Raw genomic sequence first — 262 nt, 5'->3', positions numbered from 1 at the left:
ATTCGAAGCCGAGCGCGTAGTCATAGGGTTCGCCGCTCCCCTCGCGGACTTCCTTGGTCGTCATGTCGCCGCCGGCCTTCACCAGGTATTCCAATTCGTTTTCGCCCTGGGCCACGGTGCACGACGCTTCTAAAGCGCCGGTCTCTGGCGACTGCTCAAGAGATCGCAACGCGGCGCGCTGAGCGTCGGAAAGACGGAATGCCTGCTCCCGCAGCACGTCCGATAGATGCTCGGTGAGCTTGTCGGGAAGCGAATTGAGGTA

The 262-nt window shown here is 61.5% G+C and carries 1 protein-coding gene; it reads right to left on the bottom strand.

Features of this window, described 5'->3' with window-relative positions; all coding sequences use genetic code 11:
• Positions 1-262 (bottom strand): hypothetical protein (locus RAD10_RS42105; protein WP_461622048.1); only part of this gene is annotated, 262 nt, incomplete at both ends.

This window comes from Bradyrhizobium sp. 23AC (genome assembly GCF_054863025.1).
The sequence above is the reverse complement of the archived record's forward strand: the minus strand, read 5'-3'. Positions and strand labels throughout refer to the sequence as shown.